The following is a 22,388-nucleotide window of genomic DNA, read 5'->3' on the forward strand; positions in this document are numbered from 1 at the left end:
CTCGCGAGGTCTGCTGAAGTATGACCAAATCCGAGTTGGTCGCACAGCTGGCACTGCGATTTCCGCAACTTGTCCTCAAGGATGCGGATTTCGCGGTGAAAACGATGCTCGATGCGATGTCCGACGCTCTGTCGAAAGGGCATCGCATCGAAATTCGCGGTTTCGGCAGCTTCGGCCTCAACCGTCGCCCGGCGCGCGTCGGACGCAACCCGAAGTCGGGGGAGAAAGTGCAGGTGCCCGAGAAGTTCGTGCCGCACTTCAAGCCCGGCAAGGAATTGCGTGAACGCGTCGACGGTCGCGCCGGTGAGCCGCTGAAGGCTGACGACCCGGACGACGAGCGTTGAGCGTCGTGCGGTTTGCCCGGAACCTGTCCGGCGAAGGCTGAAAAGAAAGCGCCCCTAGCGGGCGCTTTTTTCATTTCCGGCGGCGGCAGGACGACGCACTCCGAACGATCTGCGCTGACGCCGAAACGCATCCTTTACAATACGGGTCGATTCGGCGACGCGAAGGGGAGTCGCGCGCCGCGGCAAACCTCAACAAAGAGAGGGCTACATGAAGTTTATCGTCTGGCTGATCCGGGTATTGGTGTTCGTGCTGCTGCTGGTGCTCGCGCTGGCCAATACGCAAACCGCGACGCTGAATTTCGTTGCCGGCTACGCGTGGCAGGCGCCGCTGATCCTGATCGGTCTCGCGTTCTTCGTCGTCGGTCTGCTGGCCGGTCTGCTGTCTGCGCTGCCGTCGATCTTCCGGCTGCGTCTGGAGAACGGACGTCTCAAGCGGGATCTGCGCGCCGCGCGTGAAACCCCGGCGGTCGTCGACCAGCCGCCGATGCCGCCCGTCATTTAACACCGACGCCGCGCGAATTTCGCGCGGTTTTCGTCTCTGCTTCGATATCTCGCATGGATCTGGATTTCTGGTGGTTGCTCGCGATTCCCGTCGCGTTCGCGCTTGGATGGGCGGCGTCACGCTATGACCTGAAGAATCTCCTGTCGGAGAGCGCCAACCTGCCGCGCTCGTATTTTCGCGGCCTGAATTTTCTGTTGAACGAACAACCGGACAAGGCGATCGACGCGTTCATCGAGGTCGCCAAGCTCGACCCCGAGACGGTCGAGCTGCACTTCGCGCTCGGCAACCTGTTTCGCCGCCGCGGCGAGACGGACCGCGCGATCCGCGTCCACCAGAACCTGCTGAGCCGCACGGACCTGCCGGTGAACGAGCGCGACCACGCGCTGTACGAGCTCGGCCAGGACTTCCTGAAGGCCGGCCTGCTCGACCGGGCGGAGGAGGCGTTCCACCGCCTCGCCGACGGCGACTACGCGCTCGGTGCGCAGCGGGCGTTGCTGACGATCTACGAGATCGAAAAGGACTGGAACAAGTCGATCGACACCGCGCGACGCATCGAGTCGATGAGCGACAAGCCGCTCGGCATCGAAATCGCGCAGTTCCACTGCGAACTCGCGCAGGATGCGCTGCAGCGCAAGAACACCGCGGCGGCGGCCGAGCAGTTGAAGCTCGCGCTGGCGGCGAACCCGCAGAACGTGCGCGCGACGATCCTGTCGGGCGACGCGGCCGAAGCGGCCGGCGATCCCGCCGCCGCGATCGGTCACTGGAAGCGCGTCGATACGCAGAACCCCGCCTACCTGCCGCTCGTCGCCGACAAGCTGATGAAGGCGTACATCGCGCTCGGCAAGCCGGTCGACGGTGCGGAGCTGCTGATGGGCTATGTCGATCGCTATCCGTCGAACGATCTGCTCGACATCGCGTATCAGCACATCGCGGCCATGCGCGGCCAGGACGCTGCGCACGCACTCGCGCGCGCCCAGATGGAGAAGTCGCCGAACCTGTCGGGCATGCTGCACCTGCTGGATGCGCAGATCGCCGCGGCCGACGAGCCGCGCCGTAAGGAGCTTGAAATGATGCGCGCGCTGATCCGGCAGCGCACCAAGAATCTGCCGCGCTATACGTGCCAGAATTGCGGCTTCCGGGCACGGCTCTTCTACTGGCAGTGCCCCGGTTGCAGCGGCTGGGAAACCTATGCGCCGCGGCGCGTCGAACCTGCGATGCCGGGCTGATCCCGGCGAGCGGCGCGACGCGTGGCGGTTGCCGCCGGCTTCGGCCGGGCGGCCAAGTTAGTCAATTACCGGGACGTACCGGAACATCTATGAAAATCACCATCATCGGCACCGGCTATGTCGGTCTTGTCACGGGTTCCTGTCTCGCGGAGATCGGCCACGACGTCTTCTGTCTCGATGTCGATCCGCGCAAGATCGAGATCCTGAACAACGGCGGGATGCCGATTCACGAACCGGGCCTGCTCGACATCATCGCGCGCAATCGCGCGGCAGGGCGGCTGCGTTTCTCGACCGACATCGAGGCGAGTGTCGCCCACGGCGAGATCCAGTTCATCGCGGTCGGCACGCCGCCCGACGAGGACGGCTCGGCCGACCTGCAATACGTGCTCGAGGCCGCGCGCAACATCGGCCGCCACATGACGGGCTTCAAGGTGATCGTCGACAAGTCGACGGTGCCGGTCGGCACCGCGCAGCGCGTGCGCGCGGTGGTCGACGACGCGCTCGCGGCCCGCGGGCTCGGCGGCAGCGTCGCGCATCGCTTCTCGGTCGTCTCCAATCCGGAATTCCTGAAGGAAGGCGCGGCCGTCGAAGATTTCATGCGGCCGGACCGGATCATCATCGGCGTCGACCACGACGAGACGGGCAGCGTGGCGCGCGAGAAGATGAAGAAGCTCTACGCGCCGTTCAACCGCAATCACGAGCGCACGATCTACATGGACGTGCGCTCGGCCGAATTCGCGAAGTACGCGGCGAACGCGATGCTCGCGACGCGCATCTCGTTCATGAACGAGATGTCGAATCTGGCCGACAAGGTCGGCGCCGACATCGAAGCGGTGCGGCGCGGGATCGGCTCCGATCCGCGGATCGGCTATCACTTCCTGTATGCGGGCGTCGGCTACGGCGGCTCGTGCTTCCCGAAGGACGTGCAGGCGCTGATCCGCACGGCCGGCGAGAACGGCCAGCCGCTGCGCATCCTGGAGGCCGTCGAGGCGGCCAACTCGGCGCAGAAGGACGTGCTGATCGGCAAGATCGAACAGCGCTTCGGCGCGGATCTGAGCGGCCGCACGTTCGCGGTGTGGGGCCTCGCGTTCAAGCCGAATACCGACGACATGCGCGAGGCGCCGAGCCGCCGGCTCATCGCCGCGCTGCTCGCGCGCGGCGCGACCGTGCGCGCGTATGACCCGGTCGCGATCGACGAGGCGCGCCGCGTGTTCGCGCTCGATTTCGAAGCAGGCGCCGACGCGCTCGCGCGTCTGCACTTCGTCGATACGCAGGATGCGGCGGTCGCCGGCGCGGATGCGCTCGTGATCGTCACCGAGTGGAAGGAATTCCGCAGTCCGGATTTCACGCGCCTGAAAGCGGAGCTGAAGGCGCCGGTGATCTTCGACGGGCGCAATCTGTACGAGCCGGATGCGATGGCCGAGATCGGCATCGACTACTACGCGATCGGACGCCCGTATGTCGACCCCCAAACCGTTTCCCGTGGGTGAGCGCACGATGAGTTCTCTTCGCGAAGTGGTGCCGGTCCCGCGCGCGCAGCTGGCGAAGTCGCGCGTGCTCGTCGTCGGCGACGTGATGCTCGACCGCTACTGGTTCGGCAACGTCGACCGCATTTCGCCGGAAGCGCCGGTGCCCGTCGTGCACGTGCAGCGTCAGGAAGAGCGGCTCGGCGGCGCGGCCAACGTCGCGCGCAACGTCGTGACGCTCGGCGCGCAGGCGGGGCTGCTGTGCGTGGTCGGCTGCGACGAACCGGGCGAGCGGATCGTCGAACTGCTGGCCAGCAGCGGCGTCACGCCGCATCTCGAACGCGACGCGGCGCTGCCGACGACCATCAAGCTGCGCGTGCTGGCACGCCAGCAGCAGCTGCTGCGCGTCGACTTCGAGGCGACGCCGACGCACGAAGTGCTGCTCGCGGGCCTCGCCCATTTCGACACGTTGCTGCCGCAGCACAACGTCGTGCTGATGTCGGACTACGCGAAGGGCGGTCTCACTCACGTGACGACGATGATCGAGCGCGCGCGCGCGGGCGGCAAACCGGTGCTCGTCGATCCGAAGGGCGACGACTGGGCGCGCTATCGCGGCGCATCGCTGATCACGCCGAATCGCGCGGAGCTGCGCGAAGTGATCGGGCACTGGAAGTCGGAGGACGATCTGCGCGAGCGGGTCGCGAAGCTGCGCGCGGAGCTCGACATCGACGCGCTGCTGCTCACGCGTTCCGAGGAGGGGATGACGCTCTTCTCGGCGGCGGGCGAGCTGCATGCGCCGGCGCTCGCGCGCGAGGTGTACGACGTATCGGGTGCGGGCGACACCGTGATCGCGACGGTCGCGACGATGCTCGGCGCCGGCGTGCCGCTCGTCGACGCCGTGGTGCTCGCGAACCGCGCGGCGGGGATCGTGGTCGGCAAGCTCGGCACGGCCACCGTCGACTACGACGAACTGTTTCATTGAGCGATCGCCGCGGCCCGACCGAGCGCCGCGCGATCGTCTCGTCATTTTTCAGGCAGGATGACCATGACCCTCATCGTCACCGGTGCAGCCGGTTTCATCGGCGCGAACATCGTCAAGGCGCTCAACGAGCGCGGCGAGTCGCGCATCATCGCGGTCGACAATCTGACGCGCGCGGACAAGTTCCGTAACCTCGTCGATTGCGAGATCGACGACTATCTCGACAAGACCGAATTCGTCGAACGCTTCGCGCGCGGCGATTTCGGCAAGGTGCGCGCGGTGTTCCACGAAGGCGCCTGTTCGGACACGATGGAAACCGACGGCCGCTACATGATGGACAACAACTTCCGCTACAGCCGCGCGGTGCTCGATGCGTGCCTCGCGCAGGGCGCGCAGTTCCTGTACGCGTCGTCGGCGGCGATCTACGGCGGCTCGACGCGCTTCGTCGAGGAGCGCGAGGTCGAGGCGCCGCTGAACGTGTACGGCTACTCGAAGTTCCTGTTCGACCAGGTGATCCGCCGCGTGCTGCCGAGCGCCAGGAGCCAGATCGCCGGGTTCCGCTACTTCAACGTGTACGGCCCGCGCGAGACGCACAAGGGGCGCATGGCGTCGGTGGCGTTCCACAACTTCAACCAGTTCCGCGCGGAAGGCAAGGTCAAGCTGTTCGGCGAGTACAACGGTTACGCGCCGGGCGAGCAGACGCGCGACTTCGTGTCGGTGGAAGACGTCGCGAAGGTCAACCTGTTCTTCTTCGATCATCCGGAGAAGTCGGGCATCTTCAATCTCGGCACGGGCCGCGCGCAGCCGTTCAACGACATCGCCTCGACCGTCGTCAATACGCTGCGTGCGCTCGACAACCTGCCGCCGCTCACGCTCGCGCAGCAGGTCGAGCAGGGCTTGATCGAATACGTGGCGTTCCCCGATGCGCTGCGCGGCAAGTACCAGTGCTTCACGCAGGCCGACCAGACGAAGCTGCGCGCGGCCGGCTACGACGCGCCGTTCCTGACGGTGCAGGAAGGTGTCGATCGCTACGTGCGTTGGCTGTCCGGCCAGGTTTAAGCGCGCGCGTCGCATCGCTAGACTGGGTCTCACGGTCGGCAGCCGCCGGCCGCTTTCATCGGAGATCCAGCACATGATCAGGAAATGGTTGGCCGCCGCGGCGCTGTCCGGCGTGATCGCGTCGGCCTGGGCGGCCGTCGACGTCAACACCGCGAACGAAAACGCGCTCGTCGGCATCAGGGGAATCGGCCCGGCGCGGGCCAAGGCGATTCTGGACGAACGCAGCGCACGTGGCCCGTTCAAGAGCGCGGACGACCTCGCATCGCGCGTGAAGGGAATGGGCGGCCATACGGTCGAGCGTCTTCAACAGGAGGGCTTGACCATCGGCGCGGCAGGCGCGGCCGGTGCGGGCGCGGCTGCTGCCGGCAAGCCGGCAGCACCGAAGCCGGCCGCCGCGGCCGCCCGCACCCCACAGAAGTAGCGCACGCGCCACCACAAGATCCTTCAGGCGCCGTCGTTGGACGGCTTCCCGCGGCATGCCGCGGGTTTTTTGCGTGGCCCGTCGCGCGTGCGCGATCGCGCATCGCATCGCACCGGTATTCCATCGCCGCGAAGGGGTTGCCCGCGCGAGCGTCAGTGCTGGTTTACAATCGATCGATTGATCGGCCTCGCACTCACGGTATCCCATGGCTTACAAAACGATTGAAGACACGATCGGCAACACCCCGCTCGTGCAACTGGTCCGCCTGCCGGACGACGAGATTCGCGCGCGCAACAACGTCGTGCTCGCGAAGCTCGAAGGCAACAACCCGGCCGGCTCCGTGAAGGATCGTCCGGCGCTGTCGATGATCAGCAAGGCGGAAGCGCGCGGCCGTATCAAGCCGGGCGACACGCTGATCGAGGCGACGAGCGGCAACACGGGCATCGCGCTCGCGATGGCCGCTGCGATCCGCGGCTACAAGATGGTGCTGGTCATGCCGGAGGATCTGTCGGTCGAGCGCCGCCAGAGCATGGCCGCGTACGGCGCGGAAATCATCCTGACGCCGGTGAAGGGCGGCATGGAACTGGCGCGCGACCTCGCCGAGCAGATGCAGCGCGAAGGCAAGGGCGTGATCCTCGACCAGTTCGGCAACCCGGACAACCCCGTCGCGCATTACGAGTCGACCGGTCCGGAGATCTGGCGCGACACCGAAGGACGCGTCACGCACTTCGTGTCCGCGATGGGCACGACGGGCACGATCATGGGCACGTCGCGCTATCTGAAGGAGCAGAATCCGGCGATCGAGATCATCGGCGCGCAACCGGAAGACGGCTCGCGCATTCCGGGCATTCGCAAGTGGCCGGAAGCCTACATGCCGACGATCTTCGATCGCAGCCGCGTCGATCGCGTCGAGAACGTGAGCCAGGCCGCGTCCGAAACGATGGCGCGCCGGCTCGCGGCCGTCGAAGGCATTTTTGCCGGGATCTCGTCGGGCGGCGCCTGCGAAGTCGCGATGCGCATCGCGCGGCAGGTCGAGAACGCGACGATCGTGTTCATCGTCTGCGACCGCGGCGACCGTTACCTGTCGACCGGCGTGTTTCCTGCGTGATCGCGGCCCACGGCCGCACGCCGTCGAGCCGATGAAAAAAGCGCCGCATCGAGCGGCGCTTTTCGTTTGTGCGAACGCTGCTTATTGCGCAGACGGGTCCGTGTCGGCGGGCGGCAGCGGCAGTGCGCCGCTCGCCTCCATTTGCGCTTTCACCGCTTCGCCGAGCTGATACACGCTGAGCGCGTAGAAGAAGCTGCGGTTGTAGCGCGTCAGCACGTAGAAGTTCTTCAGCCCGAGCATGTACTCGGTCGCGTGTCCCGGCGACGGCAGGTCGACCACGGTGACCGGCGTACCGGCTTCGGTCGTGATGTTGACGGTCGGCTCGTTGAGCGTCATGCCGGCGCGCAGCAACTGCGACAGCGCCCAGTGCGGTTCGGGCTGACCGTCGGCGGCGGCTTGCGCGATGCCGAGGCTGCCGGTGTCCGGCGTGATCCGCCAGACCACCGGGCGATCGGTTTCCCAGCCGTGCTGCTTCAGGTAGTTCGCGACGCTGCCGATCGCGTCGGCAGGACTACTGCGCAGATCGACGTGGCCGCCGCCGTCGTAGTCGACCGCGTATTCGCGGATGCTGCTCGGCAGGAACTGCGGAATGCCGATCGCGCCCGTGTACGAGCCGAGCACGGTGGTCGGGTCGAGCTGGCTGTCGCGCGTCCAGACGAGGAAGTCCTCGAGGTTCTTGCGGAACGTCGCCTGGCGGCTGTCGCGATTCGGCGTGTCGGGATAATCGAACGTGAGCGTCGTCAGCGCATCGAGCACGCGGAAGTTGCCCATGTAGCGCCCGTAGATCGTTTCGACGCCGATGATGCCGACGATCACTTCGGGCGGCACGCCGAACTCTTGCGACGCGCGCTGCAGCGTCGCACGGTTCGCCTTCCAGAATTTCACGCCGGCATTGATGCGGATCGGCTCGATGAAGCGCGAACGATAAACGCGCCAATTCTTCACCGACGGCGTGGGCGCGGGCTTCACGAGCTTCACGGCGGTCGCCGAATAGCTGACGCGCGAGAACAGCGCATGCAGGCTCGCGGCATCGAAGCCGTCGCGGCTCACCATCTCGTCGATGAATGCATCGACCTTCGCGTTGTTCGCGTAGCGCTGCGGAACGATTTCTTCTTCGAAGGTCTGGCCTTGCGGCGCCGGCTGCTGCGGTTGGGCCTGCGCGACGAGCATGCCGGCGGGCTTCGTCGGCTGCGTCTGCGCGTGCGCGGGCGAGACCGCGGCCGTGGCGGCGAGCGCAGCGGCGACGAGTGGAGCGCGAACGTGCAACAGCGTGGAGAGAAGGGCGGCGGGCTTGCTGGAATTCATGTCGAAGCGGGCGGACAGGGCGGTGGGGTACGGTGCAGTATACCCGACGCATCCCGCGCGCCGGGACGTGGCGGCGCAGCGTTGTGGTAAGTTAGCGGCGAATTCGCGGCAAGACGATGGACATCATTGATGGAGACCTGCGGCGCACCCGACGCCGCGGATGACAGCTTATGGCAACCGCCTTCTATACGCACCCCGACTGCATGCTGCACGAGATGGGAGAGTGGCATCCGGAATGCCCGGCCCGATTGTCGGCGATCCAGGATCAGCTGATCGCGAGCCGCATCGACGACCTGATCGTGCACGAATCCGCGCCGTTCGCGAGCGAGGTCGCGTTGGGTCGCGTGCATACGCAGGCTCATATCGACTACATCCGCAGCATGACGCCGGTCGACGGCTACGTCGAAATCGATCCCGACACGCTGATGAATCGCGACACCTGGCGCGCCGCGTTGCGCGCGGCCGGCGCCGCGATCGCGGCGACCGATGCGGTGATCGAGGGCCGCTACGCGAATGCGTTCTGCAGCGTGCGGCCGCCCGGTCATCACGCGGAGCCTGCGCGCGCGATGGGCTTTTGCTTCTTCAACAACGTGGCGATCGCCGCGCGGCACGCGCTCGACGTCCACGGCCTCGAACGCGTCGCGATCATCGATTTCGACGTGCATCATGGCAACGGCACCGAAGCGGCGTTCGCGAACGACGAGCGCGTGCTGATGTGCAGCTTCTTCCAGCATCCGTTGTACCCGTTCTCGGGCGCCGACCATCAGGCGCCGAACATGGTCAACCTGCCGATGCCCGCGCGCAGCAACGGGATGGCGGTGCGCGAAGCGGTCGACATGTTCTGGTTGCCGCGGCTCGATGCGTTCAAGCCGCAGATGGTGTTCGTGTCGGCCGGCTTCGACGCGCATCGCGAGGACGACATCGGCAATCTCGGGCTCGTCGAGGCCGATTTCGAATGGCTGACCGCGCAGATCGTCGAGGTCGCGCGCCGGCACGCGCAGGGCCGCATCGTCAGCTGCCTCGAGGGCGGCTACAACCTGTCGGCGCTCGGGCGCAGCGTCGTCGCGCATCTGCGCGCGCTCGCCGGCGTTTGACGCGCGCGGCGAGCTGCCGCGCATCGGCAAGCGGTCGCGGCTGCGCAGCTTGCCGGCCGCGACCGCGCCGCGCGACCTGCGCGGCTACCGGCGGGCCCAGCGCGTCCACGCAGCCCGCGCGACCTCAGCCGGCCGGCGCGTGCGCGTGAATCCACGCGATCAGCGCATCGATCACGCGCTCGCGCTCGAGATCATTCATCGTTTCGTGGAATCCGCCTTCGTAGAGCGTCAGCGTGCGATCGGGCGAGCCGACGTGCGCGCCGAACGCGCGGCTGCCGTCGGGTTCCGTCAGCTTGTCACTGGTGCCGTGATAGACGAGCACCGGCACGCGCAGCGAGCCGCGGCCGCGTTCGATGCGCGCCATCGCGTCGAGGAGTTCGGCGCCGGTGCGCGCGGGCACCGCGTCGTGGTGCACGAGCGGGTCGGCCCGATTGGCCGCGACGATCGCCGGATCGCGCGACAGCAGCGCCGCATCGATCCTGATCGCGGGGAAGCTCGGCCACACGCGGCTGATGAAGCGGCTCATCGCCAGCATCCAGCGCGGCACGTCGCGCCCTGGCGCGAGCGCCGGGCTCGACAGCACGAGGCCAGCGAGCGTGTGGCCACTGGCCGGCAGGCGTTCGATCGCATACAGCGCCGCAATGGCGCCGCCCATGCTGTGCCCCATCAGGAAGAGCGGCGTATTGCCGCGCGCGGCTTCGGCAACCAGCGCATCCGCGTCGTTCAGGTAATCGTCGAAGCGCTCGACCCACGCGCGCTTGCCCGGCGACCGGCCGTGCCCGCGCAGGTCGATCGCCAGCACCGAGATGCCCGCCGCGTTCAGCCGTGCTGCCAGCCGCTCGTAGCGCCCCGCATGTTCGGCGAGGCCGTGTACGAGCGCGACCGTCGCGCGCGGCGGCGCGCTGCCGTCCGCGGCCGGCCAGCGGTACGACGCCAGTTCGAGCCCGTCCGCGGTGCGCAGCCGGCCCATTCGCGCCGGGGGACACGCGGCCGGATCCCCGGCTGCGATGGCGGCTGCGGCGGCTGCAGCGTCGGGCGGCGTGATGGCGCTCATCTGGCGGTCTCCTTGTCGATTGATATTGGTGTTCCGGATCATAGTCGCGACCTTCGCGCGCGGGAGCCGCGGCGCGCCTCTAATTTCACTGGGTTATGAAAAGAGCGAAATTGATTATTAAGGGGAATGAGGTGTTTGCGGTAAAATCGCCGGCTATTCCAGATGCATCTGGCGGCTGACCGGCGACCCTCGCCTGCCGGCCGCCGTTTTGTTTACATGATCGAATTACGCAATCTGTCGCAGCGTTTTCCCGGGCCGTCCGGCTGGGTGGACGCATTGCACAACGTCAACCTGTCGATTCCGCAGGGCGAGGTGTTCGGCATCATCGGCCGCAGCGGCGCCGGCAAGAGCACGCTCGTGCGCACCATCAACCTGCTCACGCGGCCCACCGAAGGCAACGTCGTCGTCGGCGGGCGCGATCTCACGGTGCTGCCGGCCGGCGCACTGCGCGAGGCGCGCCGCGAAATCGGCATGATCTTCCAGCACTTCAACCTGCTGTCGTCGCGCACGGTGTTCGACAACGTCGCGCTGCCGCTCGAACTGGCCGGCGCGAGCCGTGCCGAGATCGAAGCCGCCGTGCTGCCGCTGCTCGAGCTCGTCGGGCTGTCCGCGCAGAAAGACCGCTATCCGGCCCAGATCAGCGGCGGCCAGAAGCAGCGTGTCGGCATCGCGCGCGCGCTCGCGAGCAAGCCGAAGGTGCTGCTGTCGGACGAAGCGACGTCGGCGCTCGATCCCGAAACCACGCGTTCGATCCTCGATCTGCTCAAGCGCATCAACCGCGAGCTGGGCCTCACGATCGTGCTGATCACGCACCAGATGGAAGTGATCAAGCAGGTATGCGATCGCGTCGCGGTGCTCGACGCGGGCCGCGTGGTCGAGCAGGGGCGCGTGATCGACGTGTTCCTGCAGCCGCATCACGAAGTGACGCGCGCGCTGATCGGCGACGTGATCGCGCAGGAGCTGCCGCCGGCGCTGAAGGCGCGCGTGGCCGAGCGGATGAAGACCGGCAGCGGGCATCTGTTGCGGCTCGCGTTCACCGGCACGGGCGTCGACCAGCCGATCCTGTCGGAAACGATCCGCCGCTACGAGCTCGATTTCAACATCCTGCACGGCCAGATCGACGAGATCCAGGGTCAGGCGTTCGGGTCGCTCGCCGTGCTCGCTGGCGGCGAGCCGGGCAAGGTCGGGCAGGCGCTCGCGTTCCTGCGCGAGCAAGGTGTCGTGGTAGAGGAGCTTTCGTATGTTGAGTGAGATGTTCGATATGTTCGTGCAGTCGTTCTGGGAGACGCTGATCATGGTCGGCATCTCCGGGGCGGTCGGTGCGCTCGTCGGGCTGCCGCTCGGCGTGCTGCTCTATCTGACCGACCGCCAGGGCGTGCTGCAGAACCTCGGCGTGAATCGCGTGCTCGGCGGCCTCGTCAACGCGGTGCGCTCGACGCCGTTCATCATTCTGCTGGTCGCGGTCATTCCATTTACGCGGCTCGTCACCGGCTCGTCGATCGGCACGGCCGCGGCCGTCGTCCCGCTGACGCTCGCGGCGGCGCCGTTCATTGCGCGGCTCGTCGAGACGGCGTTGCGCGAAGTCGATCGCGGGCTGATCGAGGCCGCGCAGTCGATGGGCGCGACGACGTCGCAGATCGTCTTCAAGGTGCTGCTGCCCGAGTCGCTGCCGGGCATCGTCGCGGGTCTGACGATCACGTTCGTGTCGCTGGTCGGCTATTCGGCGATGGCCGGCGCGATCGGCGGCGGCGGGCTCGGCGATCTCGGGATCCGCTACGGCTACCAGCGCTATCTGCCGGAAGTGATGTGGACGGTGGTCGCGATCCTCATCGTGTTCGTGCAGATCGTGCAATCGTTCGGCGACTGGCTCGTACGCCGGCTGAGCCACAAGTAAAAAGACCTTCATCCTTCGGGGGAGACGATGCAACGACGCTTCATGCTCAAGTTCGCGGCCGCCATTAGCGCGGCTGCACTGTTCGCGAGCGCGCATGCGCAGGCCGAAACGATCAAGGTCGGCGTGACGGGCGGCCCGCACGCGCAGATCATGGAATACGTGAAGAAGGTCGCGGCGCGAAGCGGCCTCGACATCCGCATCGTCGAATTCTCCGACTACGTGCAGCCGAACGCTGCGCTCGCCGCGGGCGACCTCGACGCGAACAGCTATCAGCACGACCCGTATCTGCAGGCGCAGGTGAAGGACCGTGGCTACAAGCTGATCAAGGTCGCGGATACCGTCACGTTCCCGATGGGCATCTACTCGAAGCGCGTGAAGTCGCTGGCCGAGCTGGCGCCCGGTGCGCGCGTCGCGGTACCGAACGATCCGACCAACGGCGGCCGCGCGCTGCTGCTGCTGCAGAAGCGGGGGCTGCTGAAGCTGCGCGCGGATGCGGGGCTGAAGGCGACGCCGCTCGACATCGTCGACAATCCGCGCAAGCTGAAGATCGTCGAGCTCGACGCGGCGCAGATCCCGCGCTCGCTCGGCGACGTCGACGCGGCCGCGATCAACACCAACTACGCGATGGAAGCCGGGTTGAAGCCGAAGCAGGACGCGATCGCGATCGAGGGCCCGAACGGTCCGTACGCGAACGTCCTCGCGATTCGCGAAGCCGACCGCGCGCGACCGTGGGTGGCGAAGCTCGTCGCGGCCTATCGGAGCCCGGAAGTGAAGCAATTCATCGAACAGAAGTTCGGCGGCGCGGTGATCGCCGCCTGGTAAGCAGTCAGCGCGAGATGCAGGGCGCGCCCGGTGCCGATTAGAGTCGATGATCCAAATCCCGGGCTTTGCGCCCGGTTTTTTTCTCTTTTAAAATAGAACGATCGTTCGCTATTACCGGCGCGCCGTCGAGGAGCGCTATCCTCGGCGGCCATGATGGGCCCGCTTGGCCGCGCAATCACGGGGCCTCGCTATAGAATGGCCTCTGGTCGTATTCGTAACTTTGGAGCGTGTGCATGAAAATCCTGGTGCCAGTGAAAAGAGTGGTCGATTACAACGTGAAGGTCCGCGTGAAGTCGGACAACACGGGCGTCGACATCGCGAACGTGAAGATGTCGATGAACCCGTTCGACGAAATCGCCGTTGAAGAGGCGGTGCGCCTGAAGGAAGCGGGCGTGGCGACCGAAGTGGTCGCGGTGTCGGTGGGCGTGACGCAGGCGCAGGAAACGCTGCGCACGGCGCTGGCGATCGGCGCGGACCGCGCGATCCTGGTCGAGTCGACCGACGGCGTCGAGCCGCTGGCCGTCGCGAAGATCCTGAAGGCGCTGGTCGACAAGGAGCAGCCGCAACTGGTGATCCTCGGCAAGCAGGCGATCGACGACGATTCGAACCAGACGGGCCAGATGCTGGCCGCGCTGGCAGGTCTGCCGCAGGCGACGTTCGCTTCGAAGGTCACGGTCGCCGATGGCAAGGCCACGGTCGCACGTGAAGTCGACGGCGGTGCGGAAACGCTGTCGCTGACGCTGCCGGCGGTCGTCACGACCGACCTGCGTCTGAACGAGCCGCGCTACGTGACGCTGCCGAACATCATGAAGGCGAAGAAGAAGCCGCTGGAAACGGTCAAGCCGGAAGACCTCGGCGTGGACGTGACGCCGCGTCTGAAGACGCTGAAGGTGGCCGAGCCGCCGAAGCGCGCGGCCGGCGTGAAGGTGCCGGACGTGAAGACGCTGGTCGAGAAGCTGAAGACCGAAGCCAAGGTGCTGTAAGAGGGAGCGGAAAGAAATGACGATTCTGGTGATTGCAGAACACGACAACGCGTCGATCAAGGCCGCGACGCTGAACACGGTCGCAGCGGCAGCGAAGATCGGCGGTGACATCCACGTGCTGGTCGCAGGCCACAACGCGCAGGGCGCGGCGGACGCGGCAGCGAAGATCGCAGGCGTGTCGAAGGTGCTGCTGGCCGACGCGCCGCAGCTCGAAGCCGGTTTGGCGGAAAACGTCGAAGCCACCGCGCTGAACATCGCGAAGGATTACTCGCACATCCTGGCGCCGGCGACCGCGTACGGCAAGAACGTCGCGCCGCGTATCGCCGCGAAGCTGGACGTCGCGCAGATCTCGGACATCACGGCCGTCGATTCGGCCGATACGTTCGAGCGTCCGATCTACGCAGGCAATGCGATCGCGACGGTGCAGTCGAGCGATCCGATCAAGGTCATCACGGTGCGTGCGACCGGTTTCGACCCGGTGGCGGCCGAAGGCGGCAGCGCAGCGGTCGAGAAGATCGACGCGGCGGCAGACGCCGGCAAGTCACAGTTCGTGAGCCGTGAAGTGACGAAGCTGGACCGTCCGGAGCTCACCAGCGCGAAGATCATCGTGTCGGGCGGCCGCGGTCTGGGCAGCGGCGAGAACTACACGAAGGTGCTGGAGCCGCTGGCGGACAAGCTGTCGGCAGCACTCGGCGCTTCGCGCGCGGCGGTCGACGCCGGCTACGTGCCGAACGACTATCAGGTCGGCCAGACCGGCAAGATCGTCGCGCCGCAGCTGTACATCGCGATCGGTATCTCGGGTGCGATCCAGCACTTGGCCGGCATGAAGGATTCGAAGGTGATCGTCGCGATCAACAAGGATCCGGAAGCGCCGATCTTCAGCGTGGCCGACTACGGCCTCGTCGGCGATCTGTTCACGCTCGTGCCGGAGCTCGTGAGCGCGCTGGGCTGATGCTGCGCGCCGCTGCGGCGGTGTGCATGTTCGAAGAGGGGGCGCGATGAGCGCCCCTTTTTTGTTGTGGTGTCGCTCGAGACGAGCGGCTGTCGTTGGCCGGGCATGGTCGCGATCGTACGGTGCCGTGTGGAACGGATCGTCGCGCACGCGCGATTGGCGGCGGCGACGCGCTCGACGGGCGACGAGCGCATGCGCCGGTTGGCTGTAGCCTCGTGGCGGGTCGCCGCTCGCACCGCCATTTTCGCTCGCCGAAACGAGAAAGGCGCCCGAGGGCGCCTTTCTTGCCGATGCAGCGGACCCGTATCGCCACGGGCCGTTCCGGCTTACGCGTATGCGGGACGCGTCTGGCCGGCCACTTCGTTCAGGTAGCGATGCACCGACAGGTCGTCGGCCTGGATCGCCGGCTTCTTGCCCGAGATCAGGTCGGCGAGCAGCTGGCCCGAACCGCACGACATCGTCCAGCCGAGCGTGCCGTGGCCGGTATTCATGAACAGGTTCGACACCGGCGTGCGGCCGACGATCGGCGTGCCGTCCGGCGTCATCGGGCGCAGGCCCGTCCAGAACGTCGCCTTCGACGTGTCGCCGCCGCCGGGGAACAGGTCGTTCACGCACATTTCGAGCGTTTCGCGGCGCGCGGCGCGCAGCTTCTTGTCGAAGCCGACGATCTCGGCCATCCCGCCGACGCGAATGCGCTGGTCGAAGCGCGTGATCGCGATCTTGTAGGTCTCGTCGAGCACCGTCGACACCGGCGCGGCCGCCTCGTTGACGATCGGCGCGGTGATCGAATAACCCTTCAGCGGATAGACCGGGATCTTCATCAGCTTCGACACGAAGTTGGTCGAGTACGAACCCAGCGCGACGACGTATGCGTCGGCGCGCACCGTCTCGCTGCCGCATTGCACGCCGGCGATCTTGCCGCCTGCGATCGCGAGCGCGTCGATCGGCGTGTTGTAGCGGAACTTCACGCCGAGCGATTCCGCGAGCGCCGCGAGGCGCGTCGTGAACAACTGGCAATCGCCCGTTTCGTCACCCGGCAGGCGCAGGCCGCCGGTGAGTTTGTGCGACACGGCGGCGAGGGCCGGTTCGGCATTCTTCAGCTCGGCCGGCGACAGCAGTTCGAACGGCACGTTCGCTTCGCGCAGCACTGCGATGTCCTTCGCCGCGCCGTCGAGTTGCTGCTGCGAGCGGAACAACTGCAGCGTGCCGCCCGTGCGGCCTTCGTACTCGATGCCCGTATCGGCGCGCAGCGCCTGCAGGCAATCGCGGCTGTATTCGGCGAGACGCACCATGCGGCCCTTGTTGACTGCATAGCGCTCGGGCGTGCAGTTGCGCAGCATCTGCCACATCCATTGCAGTTGGAAGCGCGTGCCGTCGAGGCGGATCGCGAGCGGCGCATGCTTTTCGAACATCCACTTGACCGCCTTCAGCGGCACGCCGGGCGCGGCCCACGGCGCCGCATAGCCGGGCGAGATCTGGCCCGCGTTTGCGAAGCTCGTATCGAGCGCCGGGCCGGCCTCCCGGTCGATCACCGTGACTTCATGACCGGCGCGCGCAAGGTAATACGCGCTCGCCACGCCCACCACACCGCTGCCCAGAATGACGACTCGCATAGCTGCTCCAGATGGAAGGAATCAGGTCGAGGCCGGGCGCACCTGCGGCTCCGTGTAACCTCTAGCTGATCTAGTTGTTTGCGCTATGGTATTGTCGAATATGTAGGTTTTGTTATTGTATTTTTCAGATTTTCAGCACAAACACATGAGAACGCAACGTCAGCCGGTACGCACGCTCGACAAGCTCGACCGGCGCATCCTCAAACTGCTCCAGAACGACGGCCGGATGGCGATGAAGGACCTCGCGGAGCAGGTCGGACTGACCGTGACGCCGTGCATCGAGCGCGTGCGGCGCATGGAGCGCGACGGCGTCATCACCGGTTATCACGCGCGCGTCGATCCGAGCCAGCTCGGCGCGGCGCTGCTGGTGTTCGTCGAGATCACGCTCGGCCACAAGGGCGGCAACATGTTCGAGCAGTTCCGCCGCGAAGTGATGAAGATCGACGAGGTGCTCGAGTGCCATCTCGTGTCGGGCGACTTCGATTACCTGATCAAGGCGCGCATCGGCGAGATGGCCGACTATCGCAAGCTGCTCGGCGACATCCTGCTGCAACTGCCCGGCGCCGTGCAGTCGAAGAGCTATGTCGTGATGGAGGAGATCAAGGAGACGATGACGATTCCGGTCGGCGAATGACCGCGGCCGCGCCGGCGTAGTCGGTTCCGTTCGGCTCCTCCTTGGCATGCTTCACCCAATACTGTATAAATGTACAGTATTGGGTGAAGGCGAATGGGTGAGCGCATGGACGGTCGATCCGACAACGAATTTCCGATCGCGCCGCCCGTGCCCCGCAAGGGGCGCGGCGCGGTCGACAACCTGCAAGGGCGGTACGAGACGGCGCTGCGCGAGGCGGTGGACGACGGCTGGACGCACGAAGCGGACGATGCCGATCTCCCCGCGCCGTTGCGCACGCAGGTGTTCGAGGAGCGGGCCAAGAGCATCCTCACGCGCAATCAGTCGCCGGACATTCCGTTCAGCGTGTCGCTCAATCCGTATCGCGGCTGCGAGCACGGCTGCATCTACTGCTTCGCGCGGCCCACGCACAGCTATCTGGGCCTGTCGCCCGGTCTCGATTTCGAGAGCCGCATCTACGCGAAGGTCAATGCCGCCGAATTGCTCGAGCGCGAGATCGCGCGCAAGCGTTTTGTGCCCGAGCCGATCGCGCTCGGCGTCAACACCGATGCGTATCAGCCGGTCGAACGCGATCTGCGCATCACGCGCAGCGTGATCGAGGTGATGCACGATCACGGGCTGCCGTTTGCCGCGATCACGAAGTCGTCGCTGATCGAGCGCGATCTCGATCTGCTCGGGCCAATGGCCGAGCGCGGTCAGGTCATGGCCGCAGTCACCATCACGACGCTCGACGCCGATCTCGCGCGCACGCTCGAGCCGCGGGCGGCGACGCCGGCGCGCCGCCTGCGCACGATTCGCGCGTTGCGCGACGCCGGGGTGCCGGTGGGCGTCAGCATTGCACCGATGATTCCGTTCGTCACCGAGCCCGACATGGAACGCGTCCTCGAGGCCTGTGCGGATGCCGGCGCGACACATGCGAGCTACATTGTGCTGCGGCTGCCGTGGGAAGTCGCGCCGTTGTTCAAGAACTGGCTGGCCGCGCATTTCCCGGACCGCGCCGAGCGCGTGATGAATCGCGTGCGCGACATGCGCGGCGGGAAGGAGTACGACTCGGATTTCTCGAAGCGGATGAAGGGCGAGGGTATCTGGGCCGATCTGTTGCGTCAGCGCTTCCGCCAGGCCGTCAAGCGGCTCGGGCTGAATGAGCGCGGGAACGGCGTTCTCGACATGTCGCGGTTTCGCGCTGCGGCGCCCGCGCGCGTGAGCGCGCAGCTGGCGGCGGCGAGCCGCGCGAAGCCGCGCGACGATACGCAGCTGAATCTGTTCTGAACTGAACGCGCGCGGCGGCGCTTATTGCGAAATCTGCTTGGCGGCTTCGACTTGCGACTCGAAGTACGTCTGGAACGACAGGGCGAGTGCGGTCATCAGCAGGAACGCGCCGATCAGCAGCGAGAAGATCACGACGAAGATCACCGTCCAGCCGGAGCGGCTGTGCTTGCCCGTATCGGCATTGAATTGCGCGTCCCACTTTTCGTCGGGGCGCAAGCCGTATACCAGCGCGGCGAGAAACGCGGCCAGCAGCGAGATCGCGCCGGGCACGGCGAGCCACCAGCCGAGGCCCGCGCTGCGCTGAGTCGCGGCGAGCAGCATGAACCCCGGGATTCCGATGATCGTCGCGAGCAGATGCGCCCAGCCGTACACGTCGCGAAAGCCGTACAGATAGAAGCGGTGCGCGCCGAGCGAGCCGAACAGGAACGCGAGGGCGGCGGTGAGCGTCTTCGAGCGAAAGCGGCGGGACGGGGCGGTGCTGCTGGACATGGGCGGCGGCGGAATTATCGTGGGGATCGGTGGCCGGCGTACCGGCCTGGGCGCGCGGCCCGGCACGCATTCTACGATGCGCGATCGGGTGCGGTCACTGGTTGCCTGCGTCAAGGTGCCGCATAGGTGACGCGGTAGATGGCGCCCGCGTAATCGTCGCTGATGAGCAGCGAGCCGTCGGGCAGCGGCAGCACATCGGTCGGGCGTCCCCATACGGAGCCGTCCGCGCGCAGCCAGCCGGTGACGAACGGAGTCTGACGCGCGTGGCTGCCGTCGGCCGACACCACCACGCGCATCACGCGGTAGCCGGCCTTCGTGCTGCGATTCCACGAACCGTGTTCGGCAATGAAGATGTTGTTGCGGTACGACGCGGGAAACATCGGCCCCGTGTAGAAGCGCATCCCGAGCGCCGCGACATGCGCGCCAAGTTTCAGCACCGGCGGCACGTAGCGGCGGCACACGTCGGGGCCGCCGAATTCGGGGTCGGGGGTGTCGCCGCCGTGGCAGTATGGAAAACCGAAGTCGAGGCCTGCGCGGGGCGCACGATTCAGTTCATCGTCCGGCAGGTCGTCGCCCATCAGGTCGCGGCCGTTGTCGGTGAACCACAGGTCGCCCGAATCGGGATGCCACGCGAAGCCGACCGTATTGCGCACGCCGCGCGCAAATACCTCGCGGCCGCTGCCGTCGGCGTTCATGCGGGCGATGAGCGCGTATCGGTTGCGATCGGCGGCGCACACGTTGCACGGCGCGCCGACCGGCACGTAGAGCTTGCCGTCGGGCCCGAACGCGATGAATTTCCAGCCGTGATGGTGATCGGTCGGCAGTGCGTCGGTCACGACCGCCGGCGCGGGTGGCGCGGCGAGGCGGTCGTCGATGTGTTCGATGCGCAGGATGCGCGACACAGCGGAGATGAACAGCGTGCCGTCCCGATAGGCGACGCCCACCGGCATGTCGAGGCCGGTGGCGACCACGTGGCGGGCGACGATCCGGCCGTCGCGCATCACGAATGCATGCACGCGGCCTTCCCGCGTACCGACATATAGAATGCCGCGCGGCGACCACGCCATTTCGCGGGCGGCCGGGACCGCGTCGGTCAGCAGCTCGACGCGAAAACCGGGCGGCGCGACCAGTTCGCGCACCGGCGGCGCGGCGCAGGCCGTCGCAGACGCGACGCACAGCACGAGACCGGCCAGCAAGCCGGCGAGATGGGGCTGCGTGCGGTGTGTCGGGATGGCGCGAAAGGGCGGCATGGCATCGGGCGGCGTCACGGACACGACGATTGTATGCCGGCCCCACAACGCGTCCGTCGAATTTTTGCGCGTAAGTGTTTGTTGTGGCTTTGGTTTCCGGCTATAATCGCACGTTTCAGTAGTTTCGAACCCGGTTTTCCCGAAGGATTTCATATGGTTATCATCCGTCTGGCTCGTGGCGGCTCGAAGAAGCGCCCGTTCTACAACATCGTCGCTACCGATTCGCGCAACCGTCGTGACGGTCGCTTCATCGAGCGCGTCGGCTTCTACAACCCGGTCGCCACGAAGGGCGAATCGCTGCGTATCGCTCAGGATCGTCTGACGTACTGGCAAGGTGTTGGCGCGCAACTGTCGCCGACCGTCCAGCGTCTCGTGAAGGAAGCGCAAAAGGCGCAGCCGGCTGCCTAACATGGCGCGGCGTACCGGTCGTACCGGCTGCAAGGAGCATTGATGTCCGGTCACGATTCCGGTAATGCAAGGCGCGGGCGAGCGTCGTTTGGCGCATTCGTCCGCAAGCCGGTCGAGCGCGGCGCTGCCGCGAGCACCGGTGCGGCTGCCGAGCAAGGTAGCCTCGAAGCGGCGCAGGACTGGCCCGACGATGCAGTCGAGGTCGGCGCCGTGGTCGACGCGTACGGCCTGAAAGGCTGGATCAAGGTGGCGGCGCATGCCGACGCCGGTCGCGGCGGCGATGCGCTGCTCAGCGCGCGTCGCTGGTGGCTCGAACGCGGCGCAGAGCGGTTGTCCGTCCGCATTCTGCAGTCGAAGACGCACGGCGACACGGTCGTCGCGCAACCCGCGGGTGTCGACGACCGCGATGCCGCGCTGGCTATGCGCGGCTTTCGCGTGTTCGTGCGCCGGGAAGATTTCCCGGCGTTGGCCGCGGACGAATTCTATTGGGTCGACCTGATCGGCCTCGAGGTGGTCAACGAGCAATCGGTGTCACTCGGGAAGGTCAGCGGGATGATCGACAACGGCGTACATTCGATCCTGCGTGTCGAGTATCCGACGGTCGGCAAGGATGGTGCGCCGGCCACCGACGAGCGGCTGATTCCGTTCGTCGGCGTATATGTCAAAACGGTGGATCAGGCGGCCCGTCGCATCGTCGTCGACTGGGAAGCCGATTACTAAATGAACCAGGCTACGGAGCGCGCGGTGCAGTTCGATGTCGTCACGCTCTTTCCCGAGATGTTCCGTGCGCTGACCGACTGGGGTATCACCAGCCGGGCCGTGAAGCAGGAGCGCTTCGGGCTGCGCACCTGGAATCCGCGTGATTTCACGACGGACAACTACCGCACGATCGACGATCGTCCGTACGGCGGCGGTCCGGGCATGGTGATGCTCGCAAAGCCGCTCGAGGCTGCGATCGGCGCCGCGAAGGCGGCGCAGGCGGAGCAGGGCATCGCAAGCACGCGCGTGGTGATGATGTCGCCGCAGGGCGCGCCTTTCACGCACGAACGTGCGGTGCGCATGGCGCAGGAGCCGGGCGTCGTCGTGCTGTGCGGCCGTTACGAGGCGATCGATCAGCGTCTGCTCGACCGTTGTGTGGACGAGGAAATCAGTCTCGGCGATTTCGTGCTGTCCGGCGGCGAGCTGCCGGCGATGGCGATGATGGATGCGGTCGTGCGTCTGCTGCCCGGCGTGCTGAACGATGCGCAGTCGGCCGTGCAGGACAGCTTCGTCGACGGCTTGCTCGATTGTCCGCATTACACGCGCCCCGAGGAATACGAGGGGATGCGCGTGCCGGACGTGCTGCTCGGCGGGCATCATGCCGAGATCGAGAAGTGGCGGCGCCAGGAAGCATTGAGAAACACGTTGCGGAAGCGGCCGGACCTGATCGTCCGGGCGCGCCGCGAGAAGTTGCTGAGCCGCGCCGACGAGGCGTGGCTTGCGAACCTCGCACGCGAAGCGAAAAACGCCTCCTGAGGCG

General features: G+C 66.6%; 24 protein-coding genes. 19 read left to right on the forward strand and 5 right to left on the reverse strand.

What is annotated here, in order from left to right:
- Positions 1-20 precede the first annotated feature (20 nt).
- The 8 genes from MYA_RS04570 (at position 21) to cysM (ending at position 7,105) form a co-directional block, all read left to right on the forward strand.
- Positions 21-344, forward strand: a complete 324-nt coding sequence (locus tag MYA_RS04570; RefSeq protein ID WP_006750752.1) for an integration host factor subunit beta — start codon at positions 21-23, stop codon at positions 342-344.
- 208 nt (positions 345-552) lie between these two features.
- Positions 553-846, forward strand: a complete 294-nt coding sequence (locus tag MYA_RS04575) for a lipopolysaccharide assembly protein LapA domain-containing protein (protein WP_011883826.1) — start codon at positions 553-555, stop codon at positions 844-846.
- Positions 847-899: 53 nt separating this feature from the next.
- Positions 900-2,072 (forward strand): lipopolysaccharide assembly protein LapB, encoded by a 1,173-nt coding sequence (lapB, locus tag MYA_RS04580; RefSeq protein WP_014722682.1) that lies wholly within the window; start codon positions 900-902, stop codon positions 2,070-2,072.
- 89 nt (positions 2,073-2,161) lie between these two features.
- Positions 2,162-3,562 (forward strand): UDP-glucose dehydrogenase family protein, encoded by a 1,401-nt coding sequence (locus MYA_RS04585; protein WP_011883830.1) that lies wholly within the window; start codon positions 2,162-2,164, stop codon positions 3,560-3,562.
- Between the two features lie 7 nt (positions 3,563-3,569).
- Complete coding sequence (gene rfaE1, locus MYA_RS04590; RefSeq protein ID WP_011883831.1) at positions 3,570-4,520, forward strand: D-glycero-beta-D-manno-heptose-7-phosphate kinase; 951 nt, start codon at positions 3,570-3,572, stop codon at positions 4,518-4,520.
- A 63-nt stretch (positions 4,521-4,583) separates the two neighbouring features.
- The gene (gene rfaD / locus MYA_RS04595) at positions 4,584-5,576 is read left to right on the forward strand and encodes an ADP-glyceromanno-heptose 6-epimerase (RefSeq protein WP_011883833.1); all 993 of its coding nucleotides are present in this window, start codon (positions 4,584-4,586) and stop codon (positions 5,574-5,576) included.
- 73 nt (positions 5,577-5,649) lie between these two features.
- On the forward strand, positions 5,650-5,997 hold the full coding sequence (locus MYA_RS04600; RefSeq protein ID WP_011883835.1) for a ComEA family DNA-binding protein: 348 nt from the start codon (positions 5,650-5,652) through the stop codon (positions 5,995-5,997).
- 205 nt (positions 5,998-6,202) lie between these two features.
- Positions 6,203-7,105, forward strand: a complete 903-nt coding sequence (cysM, locus tag MYA_RS04605) for a cysteine synthase CysM (RefSeq protein ID WP_011883837.1) — start codon at positions 6,203-6,205, stop codon at positions 7,103-7,105.
- A gap of 81 nt (positions 7,106-7,186) precedes the next feature.
- Here the strand turns inward: cysM and mltB are convergent, their stop codons facing one another.
- Positions 7,187-8,410: a lytic murein transglycosylase B gene (gene mltB, locus MYA_RS04610; RefSeq protein WP_014722685.1), complete on the reverse strand. Its 1,224-nt coding sequence runs from the start codon at positions 8,408-8,410 to the stop codon at positions 7,187-7,189.
- A 170-nt stretch (positions 8,411-8,580) separates the two neighbouring features.
- Between mltB and MYA_RS04615 the strand changes: the two genes are divergently transcribed.
- A complete protein-coding gene (locus MYA_RS04615) occupies positions 8,581-9,504 on the forward strand; it encodes a histone deacetylase family protein (protein ID WP_011883840.1) in 924 nt (307 codons plus the stop codon).
- Between the two features lie 124 nt (positions 9,505-9,628).
- On the opposite strand, the gene MYA_RS04620 is transcribed toward MYA_RS04615, so the two are convergent.
- Positions 9,629-10,558 carry an alpha/beta hydrolase gene (locus MYA_RS04620; RefSeq protein WP_041493793.1) on the reverse strand — a complete coding sequence of 310 codons (930 nt, stop codon included), beginning with the start codon at positions 10,556-10,558 and terminating at the stop codon, positions 9,629-9,631.
- A 216-nt stretch (positions 10,559-10,774) separates the two neighbouring features.
- Between MYA_RS04620 and MYA_RS04625 the strand changes: the two genes are divergently transcribed.
- The 5 genes from MYA_RS04625 (at position 10,775) to MYA_RS04645 (ending at position 15,209) form a co-directional block, all read left to right on the forward strand.
- Positions 10,775-11,809 carry a methionine ABC transporter ATP-binding protein gene (locus MYA_RS04625; RefSeq protein ID WP_034194145.1) on the forward strand — a complete coding sequence of 345 codons (1,035 nt, stop codon included), beginning with the start codon at positions 10,775-10,777 and terminating at the stop codon, positions 11,807-11,809.
- The gene (locus MYA_RS04630; protein WP_011883843.1) at positions 11,799-12,452 is read left to right on the forward strand and encodes a methionine ABC transporter permease; all 654 of its coding nucleotides are present in this window, start codon (positions 11,799-11,801) and stop codon (positions 12,450-12,452) included. Before MYA_RS04625 ends, MYA_RS04630 begins: the two co-directional genes overlap by 11 nt.
- A gap of 27 nt (positions 12,453-12,479) precedes the next feature.
- On the forward strand, positions 12,480-13,274 hold the full coding sequence (locus tag MYA_RS04635) for a MetQ/NlpA family ABC transporter substrate-binding protein (RefSeq protein ID WP_014722688.1): 795 nt from the start codon (positions 12,480-12,482) through the stop codon (positions 13,272-13,274).
- Between the two features lie 233 nt (positions 13,275-13,507).
- The gene (locus tag MYA_RS04640) at positions 13,508-14,257 is read left to right on the forward strand and encodes an electron transfer flavoprotein subunit beta/FixA family protein (RefSeq protein ID WP_011883847.1); all 750 of its coding nucleotides are present in this window, start codon (positions 13,508-13,510) and stop codon (positions 14,255-14,257) included.
- Positions 14,258-14,273: 16 nt separating this feature from the next.
- Positions 14,274-15,209, forward strand: coding sequence for an electron transfer flavoprotein subunit alpha/FixB family protein (locus MYA_RS04645; RefSeq protein WP_011883849.1), 936 nt, complete (start codon positions 14,274-14,276; stop codon positions 15,207-15,209).
- A 326-nt stretch (positions 15,210-15,535) separates the two neighbouring features.
- Here the strand turns inward: MYA_RS04645 and MYA_RS04650 are convergent, their stop codons facing one another.
- Complete coding sequence (locus tag MYA_RS04650; RefSeq protein ID WP_011883851.1) at positions 15,536-16,822, reverse strand: D-amino acid dehydrogenase; 1,287 nt, start codon at positions 16,820-16,822, stop codon at positions 15,536-15,538.
- 145 nt (positions 16,823-16,967) lie between these two features.
- Between MYA_RS04650 and MYA_RS04655 the strand changes: the two genes are divergently transcribed.
- The gene (locus MYA_RS04655) at positions 16,968-17,456 is read left to right on the forward strand and encodes an Lrp/AsnC ligand binding domain-containing protein (RefSeq protein ID WP_011883853.1); all 489 of its coding nucleotides are present in this window, start codon (positions 16,968-16,970) and stop codon (positions 17,454-17,456) included.
- A gap of 93 nt (positions 17,457-17,549) precedes the next feature.
- Positions 17,550-18,722 carry a PA0069 family radical SAM protein gene (locus MYA_RS04660; protein WP_041493794.1) on the forward strand — a complete coding sequence of 391 codons (1,173 nt, stop codon included), beginning with the start codon at positions 17,550-17,552 and terminating at the stop codon, positions 18,720-18,722.
- 21 nt (positions 18,723-18,743) lie between these two features.
- On the opposite strand, the gene MYA_RS04665 is transcribed toward MYA_RS04660, so the two are convergent.
- Both MYA_RS04665 and MYA_RS04670 read right to left on the reverse strand, forming a co-directional pair.
- Positions 18,744-19,211 carry an NINE protein gene (locus tag MYA_RS04665; protein ID WP_011883856.1) on the reverse strand — a complete coding sequence of 156 codons (468 nt, stop codon included), beginning with the start codon at positions 19,209-19,211 and terminating at the stop codon, positions 18,744-18,746.
- 110 nt (positions 19,212-19,321) lie between these two features.
- Positions 19,322-20,461, reverse strand: a complete 1,140-nt coding sequence (locus tag MYA_RS04670; protein WP_014722691.1) for a PQQ-dependent sugar dehydrogenase — start codon at positions 20,459-20,461, stop codon at positions 19,322-19,324.
- Positions 20,462-20,614: 153 nt separating this feature from the next.
- On the opposite strand from MYA_RS04670, the gene rpsP reads away from it, so the two are divergent.
- Genes rpsP through trmD form a run of 3 tightly spaced genes read left to right on the forward strand, consistent with a single transcriptional unit; the run spans position 20,615 to position 22,384 of the window.
- Positions 20,615-20,869: a 30S ribosomal protein S16 gene (gene rpsP, locus MYA_RS04675; RefSeq protein ID WP_006476550.1), complete on the forward strand. Its 255-nt coding sequence runs from the start codon at positions 20,615-20,617 to the stop codon at positions 20,867-20,869.
- 42 nt (positions 20,870-20,911) lie between these two features.
- Positions 20,912-21,589: a ribosome maturation factor RimM gene (gene rimM, locus MYA_RS04680; RefSeq protein ID WP_011883858.1), complete on the forward strand. Its 678-nt coding sequence runs from the start codon at positions 20,912-20,914 to the stop codon at positions 21,587-21,589.
- Positions 21,590-22,384, forward strand: a complete 795-nt coding sequence (trmD, locus tag MYA_RS04685; RefSeq protein ID WP_011883859.1) for a tRNA (guanosine(37)-N1)-methyltransferase TrmD — start codon at positions 21,590-21,592, stop codon at positions 22,382-22,384. It abuts the gene before it with no gap.
- Positions 22,385-22,388: the final 4 nt, after the last annotated feature.

The sequence above is a fragment of the Burkholderia sp. KJ006 genome, assembly GCF_000262695.1.
Taxonomy (GTDB): Bacteria; Pseudomonadota; Gammaproteobacteria; order Burkholderiales; family Burkholderiaceae; genus Burkholderia; species Burkholderia vietnamiensis.